At 53.7% G+C, this 19124-nt stretch carries 13 protein-coding genes and 1 pseudogene; 5 read left to right on the forward strand and 9 right to left on the reverse strand.

The genetic code is table 11. The features are described from left to right. The first annotated feature begins 97 nt into the window (after positions 1-97). Positions 98-1432 (forward strand): glycoside hydrolase family 28 protein, encoded by a 1335-nt coding sequence (locus NAL19_RS16965; protein ID WP_263057949.1) that lies wholly within the window; start codon positions 98-100, stop codon positions 1430-1432. An 82-nt stretch (positions 1433-1514) separates the two neighbouring features. Beyond that, positions 1515-1877 (forward strand): 6-carboxytetrahydropterin synthase QueD, encoded by a 363-nt coding sequence (gene queD / locus NAL19_RS16970; protein ID WP_015841518.1) that lies wholly within the window; start codon positions 1515-1517, stop codon positions 1875-1877. Between the two features lie 73 nt (positions 1878-1950). On the opposite strand, the gene queE is transcribed toward queD, so the two are convergent. Then, positions 1951-2622, reverse strand: a complete 672-nt coding sequence (queE, locus tag NAL19_RS16975) for a 7-carboxy-7-deazaguanine synthase QueE (RefSeq protein WP_263057950.1) — start codon at positions 2620-2622, stop codon at positions 1951-1953. Positions 2623-2822: 200 nt separating this feature from the next. Between queE and NAL19_RS16980 the strand changes: the two genes are divergently transcribed. Beyond that, positions 2823-3806, forward strand: coding sequence for an MBL fold metallo-hydrolase (locus tag NAL19_RS16980; RefSeq protein WP_263057951.1), 984 nt, complete (start codon positions 2823-2825; stop codon positions 3804-3806). 15 nt (positions 3807-3821) lie between these two features. Here NAL19_RS16980 and NAL19_RS16985 read toward each other — a convergent pair whose 3' ends face one another. Next, positions 3822-4754 carry a LysR family transcriptional regulator gene (locus NAL19_RS16985; protein WP_263057952.1) on the reverse strand — a complete coding sequence of 311 codons (933 nt, stop codon included), beginning with the start codon at positions 4752-4754 and terminating at the stop codon, positions 3822-3824. A 98-nt stretch (positions 4755-4852) separates the two neighbouring features. Here NAL19_RS16985 and NAL19_RS16990 point away from each other — a divergent pair, with 98 nt between their 5' ends. After that, positions 4853-5842, forward strand: coding sequence for an MBL fold metallo-hydrolase (locus NAL19_RS16990; RefSeq protein WP_263057953.1), 990 nt, complete (start codon positions 4853-4855; stop codon positions 5840-5842). Positions 5843-6182: 340 nt separating this feature from the next. On the opposite strand, the gene NAL19_RS16995 is transcribed toward NAL19_RS16990, so the two are convergent. The 7 genes and pseudogenes from NAL19_RS16995 to rlmD all read right to left on the reverse strand — a co-directional run bounded on the left by NAL19_RS16995 (position 6183) and on the right by rlmD (position 16202). Next, positions 6183-7322, reverse strand: a complete 1140-nt coding sequence (locus tag NAL19_RS16995) for a glycoside hydrolase family 105 protein (protein WP_263057954.1) — start codon at positions 7320-7322, stop codon at positions 6183-6185. 43 nt (positions 7323-7365) lie between these two features. After that, positions 7366-7666 (reverse strand): annotated as a pseudogene (locus tag NAL19_RS17000) (hypothetical protein); the annotation flags it as partial. A 499-nt stretch (positions 7667-8165) separates the two neighbouring features. Continuing rightward, positions 8166-9461 (reverse strand): phosphopyruvate hydratase, encoded by a 1296-nt coding sequence (gene eno, locus NAL19_RS17005; RefSeq protein ID WP_180741677.1) that lies wholly within the window; start codon positions 9459-9461, stop codon positions 8166-8168. A 97-nt stretch (positions 9462-9558) separates the two neighbouring features. Continuing rightward, complete coding sequence (gene pyrG / locus NAL19_RS17010; protein ID WP_263057955.1) at positions 9559-11196, reverse strand: glutamine hydrolyzing CTP synthase; 1638 nt, start codon at positions 11194-11196, stop codon at positions 9559-9561. A gap of 226 nt (positions 11197-11422) precedes the next feature. Continuing rightward, on the reverse strand, positions 11423-12235 hold the full coding sequence (gene mazG, locus NAL19_RS17015; RefSeq protein WP_263057956.1) for a nucleoside triphosphate pyrophosphohydrolase: 813 nt from the start codon (positions 12233-12235) through the stop codon (positions 11423-11425). 326 nt (positions 12236-12561) lie between these two features. Further along, positions 12562-14799: a GTP diphosphokinase gene (gene relA / locus NAL19_RS17020; RefSeq protein ID WP_225085624.1), complete on the reverse strand. Its 2238-nt coding sequence runs from the start codon at positions 14797-14799 to the stop codon at positions 12562-12564. 50 nt (positions 14800-14849) lie between these two features. After that, positions 14850-16202: a 23S rRNA (uracil(1939)-C(5))-methyltransferase RlmD gene (rlmD, locus tag NAL19_RS17025; RefSeq protein ID WP_263057957.1), complete on the reverse strand. Its 1353-nt coding sequence runs from the start codon at positions 16200-16202 to the stop codon at positions 14850-14852. 108 nt (positions 16203-16310) lie between these two features. Between rlmD and barA the strand changes: the two genes are divergently transcribed. Beyond that, complete coding sequence (gene barA, locus NAL19_RS17030; protein WP_263057958.1) at positions 16311-19106, forward strand: two-component sensor histidine kinase BarA; 2796 nt, start codon at positions 16311-16313, stop codon at positions 19104-19106. Positions 19107-19124: the final 18 nt, after the last annotated feature.

Consider the following 19124-nt stretch of genomic DNA (forward strand, 5'->3'; position numbering starts at 1 on the left):
CCGCTCCAACCTCCGCAGATTTCATCACAACAGGCGCAGCCAAAGACCAGCAAACGTGCTGCAATCCATTCATTAATGGCAAACCGTGGATGACACGATGAAACACTCTATTCAGTCATACTCCCCCGCTGCCGACGGCATCACGCTAGATACCGCCGTCTTTCAACAGGCTATCGATCGGATTGCGGCACAGGGCGGCGGCACCCTGACGGTCGAGCCAGGGCGCTATCTATTAGGAGGATTGCTGCTGCCGTCCAATTTTTGCCTGCTGTTGGAAGCGGGAGCAGAGTTAATCGTCAGCGGTGACTATGAGCAATTTACGCAGGCCACCACCATCAGCATGGCCGAACTGTCGCACCGTGCATTTCTTTATGCTTATCAGCAACGCAATGTCACGATCTGCGGTCAGGGTAAGATCATGGGAAATGCCGACGCCTATTTCTCGGCGGAACCCGACGATCAGGGCTATCGCCTGCCTGCGCAACATCGCCCACGCATTGTAGTCTTTGAGGATTGCGAACACGTTCGCCTGTGTGATTTTACGATTGAGCACGCCCCAATGTGGACCGTGCATCTGGTTAGCTGTCGTCAAATCATCGTCGAGCGTCTGACCATTGATAACGATCTGAGCATGGCGAACACCGATGCGCTGGATCTCGACAGCTGTCAGCAGGTACAAATCAGTAACTGTTCGCTGAGCGCCGCTGATGATGCGCTGTGCATCAAAACCACCCGTAAGCCGCCCCATCTGCAACGTAAAGTGCAGCAGGTCATCATCAGCAATTGTCTGTTGCGATCCAAGAGCTGCGCCCTGAAGGTCGGCACCGAAACCTTTGCCGATATTGAAGATATTTCTGTCAGCAACTGTGCCATTTACGAGACCAACCGAGCCATTGGCCTGATCTCCCGCGATGGCGGCACGTTCCGACGTCTACAGTTCAGCAACATTACGTTCCACTGTGTCGCTGCGCATCCGTGCCATTGGGGCAAGGCTGACCCGATCTTTATTTCCGTACGCTATCGCGATCCCGCTATCGAACCGGGCCGGATCGAAGCGGTACAGTTTTCTCAGATCGCAGGGATCAGCGAGGGGGCAATTAACCTGCACAGCACGCCTGTAGGTTACATTCGCGATGTCCATTTCCATGCCGTGCACCTCGAACAGCGGCAAAGCGACTCGCCAGAACAGGGCATGTACGATGTACGCCCGCCCTGCAACCCGGAACGCCCTACGGGTATGGGGCTGGATAATGCCTATCGGGTCGATCCCACAACGGGACGTGCATTCGGCGTTGAGGCCTACCCTGGCGGTATGCCTGCGTTATTCGCGCGTGGCGTTGTGAACCTGACCACCAGCCACATGACGTTCCACCGCCCTGAACCACTGCCTTCCGGCTGGAGCCACGCGACGATAGTGCAGTTGGAAGAGTAAGCGCTTTCGGGTAGTATGCGACGGTTTTTTGCATACTGTGTTCTGAAAGCCCCTTTTTCAGAACGAAACCGGGAACCTCGCTATGGTCACTACGCTATTTAAAGATTTTCAGTTTGAAGCCGCGCATCATTTGCCTCACGTGCCGGAAGGCCACAAATGCGGGCGGCTGCATGGGCACTCTTTCATGGTGAGACTGGAAATTACCGGTGAAGTGGATCCGCATACCGGCTGGGTGATGGATTTCTCTGAGCTGAAAGCCGCGTTCAAACCGACGTGGGAACGGTTGGATCACCACTATCTGAATGAGATCCCTGGATTGGAAAACCCAACCAGCGAGGTGCTGGCGCACTGGATCTGGCATCAGTTGAAGCCGACATTACCGCTGCTCAGCGCCGTGATGGTGAAAGAAACGTGCACCGCTGGCTGCGTCTATAAAGGCGAGTAATGAGGCACCGCGGCGCGATGAACATCCTGCTCTCACGCCGCGACGATCAGCCGCTATCATCAGTAGATAAATATCAGGCGATATTCAGGTACTTATGTGTCTGCATAGACAGCCGCCAGTTACGGGCGATGCAGGTCGCGATACACAGTTTGGTCGCATCGTCTTTCTGGCTGATCGGTTGTAGCGCGATAATGCGCGGCTTATCATCATCAAGCCGCGCCAGTAGCGCATCCAACGCTTCAATGTCACGCTCACGCGCCACCGGGTGTTTGATCTCATCCGCCCGTTGCAACGCCTGATCGAGCACCTTCATGCCACCGCGCATATTTACTTTCGGCGATACCGTCACCCAGGTTTTGGGCGAGCAGCGCACATCGTGCGTACCGCTGGTTTCGATCTGACAGCTGAAACCCTGCTTTTCCAGCTGTAGCGTCAGCGGTGCCAAATCGTGGATGCAAGGTTCACCGCCCGTGATCACAATATGGCGCGCCGTATAGCCTTGCTGCGTCATCAGCGCCAGAATATCCTCCGCCGTCGCCGCGCCCCAGGCATCGCTTTCTTCCGTTTTTACCAGCACCTGATCCAATGAGGTTTCCCGCTCTGCCAGTTTGTCCCAGGTGTGTTTGGTATCGCACCAGCTACAGCCGACCGGGCACCCTTGCAGGCGCACAAACACCGCCGGCACACCGGTAAAATAACCTTCGCCCTGTAACGTCTGGAATATTTCATTAATCGGGTACTGCATGTTTTTCACTGTCTCGTTCACTTAAAAAGGCATTATACCCTAAATCCTCCACGTTGCAGGACGGCGGTGATACGGTGGAAAATCTGGCGGACACATACGGTTCGGGGACAGTTGAGTAATTCGCCCCATGCGTCAATAATCGATCTGTTGTTACAATTTCGCCTGCTTTCATTACTCATTATTTACAAGGAAAAGAATCAATGAAGTTATTGAAACCGTTAGCCCTATTATTCGTCTCATGTGCCTTTGTGCCTGTATTTGCTCAGGCGCAGGACATCGCGCAGATTAAAACCCAGCCGGGCTATTACCGTATTATGCTCGGACAGTTCGAAATCACGGCACTGTCTGACGGCACCAACACCATGCCGATGGATAAACTGTTGCAGAGGACACCACCGGAAAAAATCACTGAACTGCTGGCAGAGAAAGCGCTGACGCCGCAGGTGGAAACCTCCATCAACGCCTATTTGGTCAATACCGGCAAACACCTGATTCTGATAGACACGGGCAACGGCAAACAAAGCAATCCTACCGTAGGAAAAGTGCTGCCGAACCTGATCGCGGCGGGCTACAAGCCTGAGCAGGTCGATACCATATTGATGACCCATCTGCACGGCGACCATTTTGGTGGTCTGGTACAGGACAGTAAGCTGAACTACCCGAACGCTACCGTGTATGTCAGCCAGCCAGAAACCGACTTCTGGCTCAGCCCAGATAATCTGAAGAGTGCGCCAGAGAGCAGAAAGGCCGCGTTCCAACGCGTGCAAAGTACCTTTGATGCCATTCGCAAAGAGAACAAGCTGAAAACGTTCCCAGCTCAGCAGACAGCACTGTTGCCTGGTGTCACCGCGATCCCAAGCCCGGGACATACGCCGGGGCATACGTCGTTTCTGATTGAGAGCGAAGGCAAAAAACTGCTGGCATGGGGAGACATCATTCATGCGGAAGCGGTACAGATGAGCTTACCGGCCACCACCATCAGCTTTGATTCAAATATGGATCAGGCGACAGAATCCCGTAATAAAACGCTGGCCGACGCCGCCAGTCAGGGTTACTGGGTTGCAGGCGCTCATCTGCCCTTCCCCGGCATCGGCCACGTGGGTACACGTCTGGAACGCAACGGCACCACCAACGGCTACCGCTGGCTTCCGGCGAATTACAGTGTGGCAGGATTATCGCAATAATCTCCTTGCCGTCACTCAAGCAGGGGGCGGTTCCGTCCCTTGCTCTGCCACCACCTCAGCAATTTGCCCATACAGCCACGTTATCGCCGGATTACTGTCCTGTCTGGCATGCCAGAGCGCCGAGAGCGTATAGGTCGGTAACGCTAGCGGTACGGGGCTGTCGATCAGGCCATAATGCTGACACCACAGTGTCGCCAGCTTTTCCGGTACGGTAGCGATTGACGGCGTTTGCTGCAAGATTCCCGGCAGAGCAGAGAAATGCGGCGTGGTGTAATGAATTGTCCGCGCCATTCCCTGCTTTTCCAACATGTCGTCCACAATGCCATGCGCACGTTCACGGTAGGTCACCAGTAAATGACGCTGATGGCTGTATACGGTCAAAGAAAGAGGACGCGGCAGATCAAGCTGCTGCGGATGCCACAACGCCCTGAATCCTGACGAGAGTAAGGCTTGTTGCTTCAGCCAACCTGCCTGTGAACTGGCGACGGACACCACCAGATCGATGCTGTCATTTTCCAGACGTGCCACATCCAAAAACGGATCGGTGGCCACAAGGTTGATACGTAAATAAGGAGCATGGGTTTTGAGCCGTTTCAGCAGCAGCGGCATCAACCAGATTTCCACCCAATCGGTCATTCCCAGCGTAATCACGCGCGAATCGGTCAGCGGATCAAACCTCTCAGGCTCACCCAGAACCGACTGTAAGTGTTCAAAAACGGGTGACAACTGGGTCGCCAGATAATCCGCACGCGCCGTCGGGCGCATCACCTGTCCCGTACGGATAAACAGCGGATCGCCAAACAGCGTACGTAAACGCGCCAGCGCCCCGCTCACGGCAGGCTGTCCCAAATGCAGCTTATCCGCCGCTGCGGAGACACTTTTCTCGCGATACAGCACCAGAAATGTCACCAGCAGGTTTAAATCCACGCCGTAAAAATCATTTTCCATGATAGTCAGTATCAAATTAATCAATTTGAACAATAGTACCGCTAGCAGAATAATCGTTCCACTCCCTGACGAGCAGGGCCACTTTCTAAGAGTGCACAATGAAAATGAATCTTCTGAAACAGACATTATTACCCGTGGTTTTGTCGGCAGGGGCGTCCTTTATCGCCGAAGCAGAATCGGTACCTCAACAAAGAACGCAGGCACCAGGCTATTATCGGATGATGCTAGGCCAGTTTGAAATTACCGCTCTTTCTGACGGTACGGTCACCATTCCGCTGGATAAATTGCTCACCCATATTCCCCACGAGGAAATGCTACATCTACTGGCACAAAAGAATCTCCAGCCGCAGGTGGAGACCTCCATTAACGCGTATCTCATCAATACGGGCAAACAGCTGATACTGGTAGACACGGGAGCCGGGCCGTTGTTTGGGAAACTGGGAGGGAAATTACCCGACAACCTGCGCGCCGCCGGCTATCCGCCCGAGAAGATCGATACCGTTCTGCTGACCCATATTCATGCCGACCATTCCGGCGGCGTGTCGCGTGACGGCAAGCTGGTTTTCCCTAATGCCACCGTTTATGTTAACCAGAAGGATGCGGATTTCTGGCTCAATCCGGCCAACAGCGCGCATGTGCGGGAGAGCGAGAAACACACGTTCGGACAATCTGAAGATTCACTGCAACCTGTGATTGCCGCCCATAGGCTAAAAACCTTCTCCGGCCAGCAGCAGCTTTTTCCCGGCATTACCGCTATACCAGCACCGGGACATACGCCGGGGCATAGCCTTTATCAGATCGAAAGTGATGGACAGAAATTGACACTATGGGGCGATACGATCCATGCCGAGGCCGTGCAATTTCCTCGCCCCATGACCACGATCGATTTCGATCGCAATATGGATGAAGCCGCAGAAACGCGTTTAACGATTCTGGCAGAGGCAGCGCGCAATAATGAATGGATTGGTGCGGCACACATTTCCTTCCCCGGTTTGGGTCAGGTCAAAGCCGTGTATGATGCTAACGGTAAACCAAACGGTTACCGCTGGCTCCCGGCGAATTACAGTATGGCGGGGCTCAAAAACTAAGGGGCAGAATGGAACGCAATTATGGGTTTTGCCGTTATCCGGCGTAAAAATTATGCAGCGGTGGGCTTGGCCGCCGAGTGAGCGGCATGGATGCCGCGAAAGTCAGTGCCGCGTCGGGAACGCGTCACTGACGGCTCGAATCGCGGTCAGGAACACCGATGGCACCGCGTAGCGGCATAATTTAGCCGGAAGCCTGGGTTCGCAGGGTGGCGGCGACTGAGCCACCTTGCGTCGGGCGCGTATACGGTATCGCATATGAATAGCGGCAGTATCGCGCACGAAACATGCCCCTTAGCCAGCATAATAAATATGACTAAGAGACAACATTCATGTTAACCCGTTACAGATACACCCGTAAGTATTCCGCCAGACACAGAATCGCCATTGCCTGACCGTACGGCATGGAGGTCAGCGCGATGTTGCGGTAGAAATCCAGATCGTTGCCCATCGCGGTGCCGAATGACACCTGCGTCAGTTCGCCGTCCTCATTAACGTGATTAATCACGCCGCGAATCGCTTTCTCCGCGACTTCCGCGTAGCTCGGGTCGACATAGCGCTTGCGCACCGCTTTCAAAATACCGTAGGCAAAACCGGCGGTTGCCGAGCTTTCAAGGTAAGAATTCGGATCGTCGATCAGCGTGTGCCACAGACCGCTGTCATCCTGATATTTCGCCAGTGCTTCAATCTGGCTTTCCAGCACCTGCAACAGGAAGCGGCGCGTCGCATTGTGTTCCGGCAGATCCAGCAGTTCGATAAACTCAGGAATCACGATGGTCAGCCAGCTGTTGCCACGCGCCCAGCGCGCTTTCGCGTAGTTGTGCTGCCCTTCGAACGTCCAGCCGTGGAACCACAGACCGCTTTCGCGATCCATCAAATATTGCACATGCAACAGGAACTGATACGTGGCTTCTTCCACAAACTCCGGCCGGTTTAACAACTTGCCGATTTTCGCCAGCGGCAGCACGCTCATCATCAGCGTGTCGTCCCACAGTTGCTGGTGGTTCTCGTTGTTATAAACAATGTGCTGCAAGCCCTGCTTGTCCGTACGCGGCATTTCATACATCACCCACTCTGCCCAACGCTCCAGATACGGCAACCAGCGCGCATCGCCCGTTTCTTCATAGCGATAAGCCAGCGTCAGGAACGGGCACACCGTGTTCACATTCTTCGTCGGCGTGCCTTCCGCCAGACGCGCAGTAAACCAGTCGTCGATGATGGCGCGCATCTGCTCGTCGCCCGTTTGCTGATAATACTGGTAAATCCCGTACAGCCCGATGCCGTGCGTCCATTCCCAGCCCGCCCAGCCTTTGGTATCAATCACCCGACCATCGTCCAGCCGTAACAAGAACTCACCGGTTTTATCCTCAATATTCACCAGATTGTCGGTGATGCGGCAAATCAGCGCCTTCAGATCCTCACGGGAGATGAAGCGTTCCGGCTGACGTAAAAGCGGGCTATGTTTTACACTGAATACGGTCATAGTCATTCATCCAATTGAGTTATCAGTTAACAGTTCAATACAGTTACGACTGCGTGGCATGCGTGACCGGCTTGTCGCCTTTATGGCGATTCAGGTAGCCGATGTTGTTGTTGCCCCACAGCGATTCATACGGCATACCGGCCAGCATTTCGACCGTTGCCCGCGCCTGCGGCGTAATCTTTTCCGGCACAGGGCGTCCGGCTTCGCGCATTTTCAGCGTTTCTTCCCGCAGCACGCTGTGCGGTGATCACATCATCCACATCGGCGATGTAAGTGTTCCACGGCACGTAGTTGATTCCGCCGCGCCCAATGCACGCCAGCCCAGAACTCAACAACAGCAGAGAGCTAAATAGTTAGCCAAACCGATCTTACGCATTTTCATCGCCATCCTTCTCCGAACATTTTTAATTATGAAGGTGTCACGCTGCTACGGTAGCGCCCGGCGATCGTGAAAACCTTTGCGCTTTTGCCACCCCTCGTCACACGCTGGCAACATGGGGAAGATGGGTGCGATCCGCGTCAAAGATTTTATAAAAACCGATTTTAGCTGAACGAAACCCGTAGTTAGCTTATGGCGATCACAGGATAGAAGAAGGGGTTTAGTTGATGGAGGTGGCACTGTCTGTAATTGAAGAGAAATTCAAGAAACTGGATGTGCTATACGGCATAAAAACCGTCGAAAGCGTTTTTCAACGTTGCGCAGCAACGGCCCGAAGGGTGGCAGACAAGGATGTCTGCCATAAAAAAATCCAGAAACGTTTTCACGCTTCTGGATTTTTAGGGTTAATCACGTTGGCGTATATCAGGCCGTTTTCTCAGCGACCTGATACGCCAGAAACGCAATTACTGGCCTTTAACTTCTTTCAGACCGTTGAACGGTGCAGCATCACCCAGCGCTTCTTCGATACGAATCAGCTGGTTGTATTTAGCAACGCGGTCAGAACGGCTCATAGAACCGGTTTTGATCTGGCCAGCCGCTGTACCTACTGCCAGGTCAGCGATGGTTGCATCTTCAGTCTCGCCTGAACGGTGAGAGATAACAGCCGTGTAGCCTGCATCTTTCGCCATTTTAATTGCAGCCAGCGTTTCGGTCAGAGAACCGATCTGGTTGAATTTGATCAGGATGGAGTTAGCGATGCCTTTCTCGATACCTTCTTTCAGGATCTTGGTGTTGGTTACGAACAGATCGTCACCAACCAGCTGGATTTTGTCGCCCAGAACTTTAGTCTGGTACGCGAAGCCAGCCCAATCAGATTCGTCCAGACCGTCTTCGATAGATACGATTGGGTACTGTTTAGTCAGATCTTCCAGGAAGTGAGTGAATTCTTCAGAGGTGAACGCTTTGTTGCCTTCGCCAGCCAGAACGTATTTACCGTCTTTGTAGAATTCAGATGCTGCACAGTCCATCGCCAACGTGATGTCTTTGCCCAGCTCGTAGCCTGCCGCTTTTACCGCTTCAGCGATAACAGCCAGCGCTTCGGCGTTGGAACCCAGGTTAGGCGCGTAGCCACCTTCGTCACCCACAGCCGTGCTCATGCCTTTAGACTTCAGAACTTTAGCCAGGTTGTGGAACACTTCAGAACCCATACGAACAGCTTCTTTCAGGGTTTTCGCGCCAACAGGCTGAATCATGAACTCTTGGATATCAACGTTGTTATCTGCGTGCTCGCCGCCGTTGATGATGTTCATCATTGGCAGTGGCATAGAGTATTTGCCTGGGGTGCCGTTCAGTTCAGCGATGTGAGCATACAGCGGCAGGCCTTTTGACGCAGCAGCAGCTTTAGCGGCAGCCAGAGAAACAGCCAGAATGGCGTTAGCACCAAATTTGGATTTGTTGTCGGTACCATCCAGGTCGATCATGATCTTGTCGATGTTCGCCTGATCTTTCGCGTCTTTACCCACAACAGCCTGAGCAATCGGGCCGTTAACAGCGGCAACGGCTTTCGTTACGCCTTTGCCCAGAAAACGGGATTTGTCACCGTCACGCAGTTCCAGCGCTTCGCGAGAGCCAGTAGAAGCTCCTGATGGCGCAGCAGCCAGACCTACAAAACCACCTTCCAGATGAACTTCCGCTTCAACAGTTGGGTTTCCGCGTGAGTCGATGATTTCACGGCCGATGACTTTAACAATTTTGGACATTAGATTTTCCTCAGTACAAGTTAAACTAAAACTTTAGACAGAACTAAAACCCTAGACGAACAACGCGCGATAGCGATCGCGCGTTGCTGTATAACTCTTACTTCACCTGACGCTTCTGGTACGCGCCAGCGGCTTTCACAAAGCCGGCAAACAGGGGATGTCCATCTCGCGGCGTTGATGTGAATTCCGGGTGGAATTGACAGGCAACGAACCAAGGATGATCGGGTAACTCAACAATCTCCACCAGTTTGCGGTCGGCGGAAAGACCAGCAACCCGTAATCCCGCCGCTTCAATCTGTTTCAACAGCATGTTGTTCACTTCATAACGATGACGGTGACGTTCGATAATCGTCTGTTCACCGTACATCTGACGCACCAGACTGCCTTCGGTCAGATGGCATTGCTGCCCGCCAACGCGCATGGTGCCGCCCAGATCGCTGGCTTCATCACGGACTTCAACATTGCCGTTCTCATCACGCCATTCCGTGATCAACGCAACCACCGGGTATTTACAGTCTGGCATAAACTCCGTTGAGTTTGCGCCTTCCATTCCGGCAACGTTACGGGCAAATTCCATTAATGCGACCTGCATCCCCAGGCAAATGCCCAGATAAGGGATATGGTTCTCACGGGCGTAACGCGCCGCCATGATTTTCCCTTCGACGCCACGATAGCCAAAACCGCCCGGAATCAGAATCGCGTCTAAATCTTTTAATACGTCGACACCACGGGTTTCGACATCCTGCGAGTCGATAAGCTTAATATTCACCGTCAGGCGATTCTTCAAGCCACCGTGTTTCAGCGCTTCAATCACGGATTTGTAAGCATCCGGCAGCGCAACGTATTTGCCAACCATACCGATAGTCACTTCACCGCCCGGATTCGCTTCTTCATACACAACCTGTTCCCATTCTGACAGGTTTGCTTCAGGGCAGTTTAAGCTGAATCGTTTACAAATATAATCGTCCAGCCCCTGTGATTTCAATAGCGCCGGGATTTTATAAATCGAATCAATGTCTTTAAGGGATATTACTGCTTTTTCCGGCACATTACAGAATAAAGCAATTTTTGCACGCTCATTGGCGGGCACCGTGCGGTCGGAACGGCAAATCAGCACGTCAGGCTGGATACCGATGGAAAGCAGCTCTTTAACAGAGTGCTGCGTCGGCTTGGTTTTCACTTCGCCCGCCGCCGCAAGATACGGCACCAGCGTCAGGTGCATAAACAGCGTGTGCTCGCGGCCGACTTGTACCGCCATCTGCCGAATCGCTTCAAGGAACGGCAATGATTCGATATCACCGACGGTACCACCGATTTCAACCAGAACGACATCGTGGCCTTCGCCACCTTCAATGATGCGCTCTTTAATCGCGTTAGTGATATGTGGAATCACCTGAATGGTCGCGCCCAGATAGTCGCCACGGCGCTCTTTGCGCAGGACATCAGAGTAGATACGGCCAGTGGTGAAGTTGTTGCGGCGCGACATTTTAGTGCGGATGAAACGCTCGTAGTGACCCAAGTCCAGATCGGTTTCGGCGCCGTCTTCGGTGACAAAGACTTCACCGTGCTGCGTCGGGCTCATCGTGCCCGGATCCACGTTGATGTACGGGTCCAGTTTCATGATGGTAACGTTGAGGCCACGGGCTTCGAGAATAGCCGCCAGAGAGGCTGCGGCAATGCCTTTACCCAGAGAGGAAACGACCCCGCCGGTCACAAAAATATAATTAGTTGTCATGCTGAACCTGAGAGTTTAGGTTTAAAGACGATGGAAGTACCAAGACGGGAAAGTAGTATACCTGAACCTGATGAACGCCACAAATGTTCGTTTTACACAATGTGACGATTCCAACACACGTGCAGACGAGGTGAAACCACCTTCACCCCTGCTAACAATCACCTTAAAAAACAATAAAATAAAAACCTTAAAATCAATAAAAAACGATCTTATCGATAAAAATGGATTAATGGCTGATTTCCTGTTTTTTCACCTGCTGCCATGCGGCTTCCATTTCGTCCAGCGTTGCCTGTTCCAGCGTTTTCCCCGATGCCGTAACGATTTGTTCTACCTCACGAAAACGTCGAGTGAACTTACGATTTGCCGCCTGTAACGCCGTCTCAGCCTTGTGTCCCAGATGGCGAGAAAGATTGACTGTAGCGAACAATAAATCACCAATCTCTTCACCTAATTTTTCTTCATCGACAACGGCTTGCCGCGCCTCAAACATCACCTCGTCGATCTCTTCGTAAACTTTATCGAGCACCGGCCCCAGGCTGTCCCAATCGAAGCCAACAGAGGCACAACGCTGCTGAATTTTTTGCGCTTTCATTAAGGCAGGCAGCGCATCAGGAATGTCATCCAACGGCGAATGACGATCTTTCTCCGCCCGTTCCTGCGCTTTGGTCTGTTCCCAGTTTGCCAGCACGGCATCGCTATCCGTCAGCGTCAGATCCCCGAAGATATGCGGGTGGCGGCGTTCCAGCTTATCGCTGATGGCGTTACATACATCGGAGAAATCGAACAGGCCCTTTTCCTGCGCCATCTGTGCGTAAAACACCACCTGAAACAGCAAATCCCCTAACTCACCGCGCAAATCATCAAAATCCTGACGGCTGATAGCATCCAGCACTTCGTATGTTTCTTCCAGCGTATAGGGCGCGATGGTGTCGAAAGTCTGCTTCTTGTCCCACGGGCAACCATTTTCGGGATCGCGGAGGGTTTTCATGATGGCGAGCAGACGCTCGACGGAGGATAAATTCGTCAAAGATACAGTCATAATATTCCTGAAAATCAAAAAATTATTTCTTACGAAGATTGCAGACAAGCCAGAGAGGTTTCGTGCGCGATACATTCCAACGATCATTTCCGCAACTGCGTCGCGCCCGACACGGGGCGTCCAATCGACGCCGCCCCGTGACCCCTGTCTTTTTCGCGGGAATTACGCCGCTTCGCGGTGCCTTCGGAAACACAGTCTTCTGGCGGACCGTCGCTGACGCGTTCCCTACGCGGCAGCGACTTTCGTGGCATCCATGCCACTCATCCTGGATGACTGTGTTTCCTCAGCGTAATTTTTACGCTTGAGGCAAACCACAGCATCAATACTTATGCCCCTTGCTGGCGCCGCGCATCAATCACATCCGGCAGTTGGTTGAGCTTCGCCAGAATGCGGCTCAGTACTTGCAGGTTGTAGATCTCGATATCCATGTCAATCGTTGCCAGTTGCTGTTTGGTGTCGCTGCGGCTGGCGACGCCCAGTACATTGACCTTCTCATTCGCCAGAATTGTGGTGATATCTCGCAACAGGCCGCTGCGATCGTTGGCAATCACCCTCACCACCAGCGAATAACCGCTGGAGTAGCTTTCGCCCCATACCGCGTCCACAATCCGCTCCGGCGAACTGGCGCGCAGTTCATCCAACTGTTCGCAGTCCGCGCGGTGAATCGAAATCCCACGACCACGCGTGATAAATCCGGTGATCTCGTCGCCCGGAATCGGCTGGCAGCAGCGCGCGATATGGTGCATCAGGTTACCGACGCCTTCCACGACCACACGACCGTTATCTTTATTGTTGCTGCGTACTGGCGGCTGATGCGATTTCTGCGTCAGCTGGCGCAGCGCTTCACGATCCAGTTCTTCCGCGCTCGGCTGTTTTAACTGCGATTGCAGGAAATTCACCATCTGGTTCAGACGAACATCGCCGCCACCGATAGCAGCCAGTAGTTCATCCAGCGAATTCACGTTATAGCGCGGCAGCAGCAATTTCTCTGCCGCTTTCAGGCTGATCCCCAAATGCGCCAGCTCGTCATCCAGAATCTGCCGTCCCGCCAGAATATTCTTGTCACGATCCTGCTTGCGGAACCAGTTCTGGATCTTGGAACGTCCACGGCTGGTGGTGATATACCCCAGATTCGGGTTCAGCCAGTCACGGCTTGGGTTTGGCTGCTTTTGGGTGATAATTTCAATCTGATCGCCCATTTGCAACTGGTAGGTAAACGGCACAATACGTCCGCCGATTTTCGCCCCGATGCAACGGTGCCCGATATCGCTGTGGATGTGATAAGCGAAATCCAGCGGCGTGGAACCAGCTGGGAGATCCACCACATCACCTTTCGGCGTAAAGACATACACACGGTCGTCAAATACCTGACTGCGAACTTCATCCAGCACGTCGTTCGAATCAGCCACCTCTTCCTGCCAGGCAAGCAGTTTACGCAGCCAGGCAATGCGGCCTTCATAGCCGGAGCGCCCGCCCACGGAGGTGCCTTCTTTGTATTTCCAGTGTGCCGCCACGCCCAGCTCGGCATCTTCATGCATCTGGCGCGTGCGAATCTGGATTTCAAGCGTCTTCCCACCCGGCCCTAACACCACGGTGTGAATGGACTGATAGCCGTTTGGTTTCGGGTTGGCAACGTAATCGTCAAATTCGTCCGGCAAATGGCGATAGTGGGTATGCACGATACCCAGCGCCCCATAGCAGTCCTGCAAACGTTCGACGACAATACGCACCGCACGCACATCAAACAGCTCATCGAACGACAGCGCTTTTTTCTGCATCTTGCGCCAGATGCTGTAGATATGTTTGGGACGGCCGTAGATCTCCGCCTGCACGCCCTCTTCTTTCATCGCATCGCGCAGCGTTTTGACAAAATCGTCAATGTACTGCGCGCGATCGATGCGGCGCTCGTGCAGCAGCTTGGCGATTTTTTTATATTCATCAGGATGCAGATAGCGGAAGCAGAAATCCTCCAGCTCCCACTTCAACTGGCCAATGCCCAGGCGGTTCGCCAACGGCGCGTAGATATTGGTACACTCTTTGGCTGCCAGCACCCGTTCTTCTTCCGGGGCATCCTTCACTTCACGCAGATGCGCGATCCGCTCGGCAAGCTTGATCACGACGCAGCGGAAATCTTCCACCATCGCCAACAGCATGCGACGGATGTTATCGACCTGCTCAGACGCGCCAGAGTCATTCTGCGTCGCTTTGAGCTGGCGAATTGCATCCATATCGCGCACGCCATGCACCAAATCAACGATGTTTTTACCAAACGCGGCTTCCAGCGTCGCTTCATCGACCACGCCCGCATCCGCCAGTGGAAAGAGCAGCGCCGCGCGCATGCTGTCATTGTCCATACTGAGCGTGGACAGGATTTCCACCATTTCAATGCCGCGCCACAGCAGCAGCGATGCATCGGCGTGATCGTGCGTTTGCTGCTCACAGTAACGCCAGGTTTCGGCTAAACGTTCACACGACTGCTGGCTGGCAATACCCAGCGAAGCAATCCACGCGTCAGGGACAAATTCACCTGCCGTATTCAAATGCGCACTTCTTACCGCAACCATAATTTCTCCCTACGTTACCCTTCACCTTGCAAACGACGCCGCTTTGCAGCCTATGACGCCTTTCGCGTGCCGGTATCGTGCAAAAACAGTGCCATCGATTCAAGGTGCCCGGTATGTGGAAACATATCCAGCATCGCGACATTCGCCAGTCTAAAACCGGCTGCCAATAACACTTTGCTGTCGCGCGCTAGCGTCGTGGCATTACAGGAAACATAGACCACCCGCTCAGGTGCCAGTCGGGTTATCTGTTCCATCACGCCTGCCGCGCCCGCACGTGCCGGATCAAGTAATATCTTATCAAAACCCTGAGCCGCCCACGGCTGCTGTGTGACGTCATCTTCAAGATTTTGGTGAAAAAATGTGACATTGGACAGCGTGTTGCGTCGGGCATTCTCGCGCCCTTTCTCTACCAGCGCGGTCACCCCTTCAACGCCAACGACGCTGGCGGCGCGCTGTGCCAGCGGCAACGTGAAGTTACCCATGCCGCAAAACAGATCTAATATTCTATCCTGCGGTTGCACATCCAACCACGCCAGCGCCTGTGAAACCATCTGCTGATTGACCGCGTCATTGACCTGAATAAAATCGCGCGGGCTAAAAGCGAGCGTCAGCCCAGCGACCTGATAAACCGGCTCTTCGCCGTGCAGACACGTCAGCGAATCAGCATCCGGCGCCAGGTAAACCGAGACGCCCTGCTGCCGGGCAAAATCTCGCAGCGCCTGTTCATCCGATGAATGCAGCGGATCAAGGTGCCTCAGCACCAGCAGCGGGCCATTTTCCGCCTGCACCAGTTCCACATGCCCAAGACGCTTCACCGCCTTTAATCGGTTCAGGCAATCGCGCAGCGGTTGCAGCAGCGCTTCAAGCTCTGGGCGCAACACCGGACAGGCTTTGATATCCACCAGATCGTGAGAATTGGATTGCCGATAGCCCATCAACAGACGTTGCTCTTTTGTCTGAAAGTATAACGCAAGCCGCGCGCGCCTCCGATAGGCATAAGGTGTGCCGGCAATCAGCGAGGCGTCAGGCAGCTCAACGCCTGTTTCCCGCGTCATCAAACGCATTAATGCAGCCGTTTTGCTGCTCTGTTGCAGCATGATGTCCGCGTGCTGCTGCTGGCAGCCGCCGCAGCGGGTAAAATGCGGGCACTGCGGCTCTACGCGCTGCGGGCTGTGCGTCAGAAGACGTTTCAGTTTTGCATGCGAAAACTGGCGTTTCTCTTCCGTCAGTTGAACCTCAGCCTGCTCTCCCGGCAGTACCCCCGTGACAAACACCGTCTTGCCTTCGTGACGCGCTACTCCCTGCCCAAACGGATCAAGTGACGTGACCGTAACAGTGAGGTTCTTAGCAGGAATCGCTTTCCGGGTCGTCACACGCCGGTTTGGAGAGTAGAATTGCGCCATAATGTACTATCGATTGATCTCTTGAGTTGAACGGCAGTGGCAGTATCCGGTAACTAAATTAAATAATAGGATGCCTGGCATCTGCTAATTCTCCCACATTGGAACCCCATGACCAAATACAGTCTTCGTGCACGGATGTTGATACTGATTTTGGCACCGACGCTGATGATCGGGCTGTTGCTCAGTTCGTTCTTCGTTATCCACCGTTACAATCAGTTGCAGTCACAATTGGCCGATTCGGGCACCAGCATCATTGAACCGCTGGCAACCATCAGCGCTTACGCAATTACCCATCGCCAGATGGACACGATTCCAGCATTAATCAATACGCTCCATCGCAGCCACTCTGCGATTATTCGTACCATTAGCGTGTTCGATACGCGCAATCAGCTCCTGGCCACCACCAACGTACGCAACAACGTGACATTGCAGCCGATCAGCAGCGATGCGCCCTCCTACAACAAACTGCACCTGCATCACACGAATGACGCGCTGATTCTGCACATGCCGATCGTCAATGACAGCGAATTTATGCCAACTGGCACTGTGCCCGCACTGCCCGGCACCGCCACACCTCTCGGCTATCTGGTGATCGAACTGGACACCAGCGCCATTCGGCTTCAGCAGTATCAGGAAATCTTCATCGCCGCACTCTTGTTGTTGTTATCGTTGGGTGCCGCCGTTCTCTTTGCCTATCGTCTGATGCGGGATGTCACGACCCCGATCCGTAATATGGTTGAGACCGTCGATCGCATCCGTCGCGGGCAGTTGGATAGCCGGGTAGAAGGGTACATGCTGGGCGAGTTGGACATGCTGAAAAACGGCATCAACTCAATGGCTATGTCGCTAACCGCCTACCATGAGGAAATGCAGCAAAATATCGATCAGGCGACTTACGATCTGCGGGAAACGCTGGAGCAGATGGAGATCCAGAACGTCGAACTGGATCTGGCCAAAAAGCGGGCGCAGGAAGCGGCACGCATCAAGTCTGAGTTTCTGGCCAATATGTCACATGAACTGAGAACGCCGCTGAATGGCGTGATCGGTTTCACTCGCCAGACGTTGAAAACACCGCTGAACACCACACAAACTGACTATCTGCTTACCATCGAACGTTCCGCCAATAACCTGCTGAACATCATTAACGATGTGCTGGATTTCTCAAAGCTGGAGGCCGGCAAACTGGTGCTGGAGGATATTCCGTTCTCCCTGCACAGCACGCTGGACGATGTTGTGATGCTGCTGGCGCATACGGCACATGAAAAAGGATTGGAGCTGACGCTCAGCATTCAGAATGACGTGCCCGAACAGTTTGTCGGCGATCCACTGCGGATACAGCAAATCATCACCAACCTGCTGGGCAACGCGATTAAATTTACCGAGCAGGGCAACATTGATATTCGGGTAGAGAAGCGTCGGCAGGAACATCATCAGGTTCAGCTAGAAGTGCAAATACGCGATACCGGCATCGGCATTGCCGAGTTGCAGCAATCGCAGCTGTTTCAGGCATTCCGCCAAGCCGATACCAGTATTTCACGCCGTCATGGCGGCACGGGACTCGGGCTGGTCATCACCCAACGTCTGGTCAAAGAGATGGGTGGCGATATCAGTTTCCAGAGCCAGCTCAACAAGGGATCGACCTTCTGGTTCCACATCACGCTGCCGCTCAACCCGCACGCCATACCGACAGAACCGGCTTATACGATGCTGCAAGGCAAACATCTGGCCTACGTCGAGTATCATCCCATCGCCGCGCAGGCCACGCTGGATATTTTGAATCAGACGCCGCTCATCGTGAGCTACAGCCCGACGTTTGAGCAACTGCCTGAGGGAGAGTTCGATATCCTGCTGCTCGGCATTCCCGTGCAATATCGCAATACACTGCTCGACTACACGCCCAGACTGCGTGATATCTGCCGTCGCGCCCCCTGTGTGATTTTGGCGCTGCCCAGTCTGGCGCAAATGGATGCCGAACAGCTGAAAACCTTCGGCGTACATGCATGCCTGAGCAAACCGCTCGCGGCATCGCGCCTGCTACCGCTGTTACAGGACAGCACGCTGTTCCAGCTCTCTTTCCTGCCGGACGACACCGCCTCTCACCCGAGTGCTATACGTCATCCGGCTCGTCTGCCGCTGAGCGTGATGGCGGTGGATGACAACCCAGCGAATCTGAAACTGATCGGCACGCTGCTGGAAGAGCAGGTCGAGACGATTATTCTGTGCGAAAGCGGGCAGGATGCGATTGCACAGGCGAAGCTGCACCCGTTCGACATTATCCTCATGGATATTCAGATGCCGGGGATGGACGGCATTTGCGCCAGTGAGCGGATCCGCCATATCCCCCATCATGCCACCACGCCCATCATCGCAGTGACGGCACAAACCATGACGGGTGAACGTGAGCATTTGCTGCGTTCAGGTATGGATGACTATCTGGCTAAACCGATAGACGAACAGATGCTGAAAAGCGTGCTCACGCGCCATGCGCGGAAGGATCCACTGAAGCACGATCGAGCCGATATGACAGGTTTACTGAGCGAGCACGACGATAGCCAGCTGTCTCTCGACTGGGCGCTGGCGCAGCAACAGGCGTCCAACAAGCCGGAATTGGCGCGCGACCTGCTGCAAATGCTGCTGGATTTCTTACCGGAGGTTCAGCAGAAAATAGAAAAGGTGCTGGAAGGTCAAACAGATGACAACATTATTGAGCTGGTGCATAAACTGCACGGCAGTTGCAGCTACAGCGGCGTCCCGCGTCTGAAACGCATTTGCCGCTATCTGGAGCAGCAGTTGCGTAAAGGCGTTCACGCCGGCGATCTGGAACCCGAATGGCTGGAGCTACTGGACGAAATCGACAACGTCAACAAAGCCGCCCAGCTGCATATCAACCCTATGCATTCGTAATTAATATCCCCACTGCGG

It is taken from the genome of Pectobacterium sp. F1-1 (assembly GCF_025643735.1).
Lineage (GTDB): Bacteria > Pseudomonadota > Gammaproteobacteria > Enterobacterales > Enterobacteriaceae > Pectobacterium > Pectobacterium colocasium.